The 1,277-nt window shown below is 44.2% G+C and carries 3 protein-coding genes; 1 reads left to right on the top strand and 2 read right to left on the bottom strand.

Annotated elements, in window-relative coordinates:
• Positions 1–57: 57 nt before the first annotated feature.
• Together F6K49_RS50030 and F6K49_RS50025 are read right to left on the bottom strand one after the other, a co-directional pair.
• Positions 58–198, bottom strand: a complete 141-nt coding sequence (locus F6K49_RS50030) for a hypothetical protein (protein ID WP_293110276.1) — start codon at positions 196–198, stop codon at positions 58–60.
• Complete coding sequence (locus tag F6K49_RS50025; RefSeq protein ID WP_293110274.1) at positions 195–659, bottom strand: VOC family protein; 465 nt, start codon at positions 657–659, stop codon at positions 195–197. The genes F6K49_RS50030 and F6K49_RS50025 overlap by 4 nt, the downstream gene beginning before the upstream one ends.
• A 115-nt stretch (positions 660–774) precedes the next feature.
• On the opposite strand from F6K49_RS50025, the gene F6K49_RS50020 reads away from it, so the two are divergent.
• Positions 775–1,277, top strand: a 503-nt coding sequence (locus F6K49_RS50020) for a Tex-like N-terminal domain-containing protein (RefSeq protein WP_293110272.1), incomplete at its 3' end; no start/stop codon positions are given.

The raw sequence follows: 1,277 nt of genomic DNA, 5'->3' as shown, positions 1-1,277 counted from the left end.
ATTTTGACTTATAAATCCTGACTCCTGTCTCCTAACTCGTGGATCAAGTTGGTTATGTCAAACTAAGGTTATTTGCCTTAATTCTTCTTTCCGATTCCCGATTCCCGATTCCCGATTCCCGATTCCCAATTCCCGATTCCCGATTCCCGATTCCCGATTCCCGATTCCCGATTCCTCACAACTGCAGCGAAGTCTCATTCCATGGGATCACAACGAATTTCAACTATAAATCCATCGGGGTCATAAAAATAGATACCTCTGCCGGTAGGACGAGTTACTGGACCATGATCGATGGGAATTTGATTTTGTTTTAGGACTTCTACGGCTTGGTCAAATAACTGAGGATCGATATCAAAGGCGAGATGATTGACCCGAGTAAAGCCACGATGGGGGTCTGGATCCGGTGGTGATAGCTCTGGCTCGGAAAACAAATCCACAACAATGCCATCTGGGGTAACGAAGTTAGTGACTTTTCCGGCTGCGACTAGCGATCGCAAAGTACTGGGCACTTCTTCTCCAGTTAGTTCATGTAAACCCAATACTGTACCATAAAAGTGGCGCGATGCTTGGATATCCTTCACATTCAGAGCAATATGATGGACTCGACGGAGACTACCTGGACTTAGGGTAGGTTTGATCAATTCAGGGCTAGAAACCATAATTGTTACTTGTGAATTGAACTGTTAATTGTTACTTGTTAATGATTAGAGCGTTCTCAATTTGCTATTTTAAATAAATTTAAAATTTCGTTTAATTTCCCCTTTTCCTGGTAACATGACCACTATTCCTCAAATCTTAGCCCAAGAACTGTCGTTAAGTGCGACTCAGATCGAGAATGCCCTGTCTTTATTTGCTGAAGGGGCAACTATTCCGTTTATAGCTCGCTACCGTAAAGAGGTGACTGGTTCTCTCGATGAAGTTCAGTTACGCACTATAGCTGAGCGCCATACTTATCTAACGGAACTTGAGCAACGGAAGTCAGTAATTCTGAATGCGATCGCATCTGCGGGTAAGCTCACCGATGAACTAAAGGCTAAGATCGAAGCTTGCCAGCAAAAGACTGAATTAGAAGACCTTTACCTGCCCTATAAACCCAAACGACGCACTCGGGCAACCATGGCCAGGGAGAAAGGACTTGAACCCTTAGCGGACTGGATTGAGTCGATGAACACTCCGGAGGTTAAATCAGTATCCTTATCTGAAGAAGCGGCTAAATACATTTCCCCAGACCATAAGCTCAATACGGTAGAGGACGTTTTGCAAGGTGCCTCTGATAT

The organism is Moorena sp. SIO3I6 (assembly GCF_010672095.1).
This window is presented reverse-complemented; position numbering and strand designations above follow the sequence as displayed.

Coding starts and splice junctions, on each gene's coding strand:
- F6K49_RS50030 (WP_293110276.1), bottom strand. CDS start 198: ATGAGACTTCGCTGCAGTTGTGAGGAATCGGGAATCGGGAATCGGGAA.
- F6K49_RS50025 (WP_293110274.1), bottom strand. CDS start 659: ATGGTTTCTAGCCCTGAATTGATCAAACCTACCCTAAGTCCAGGTAGT.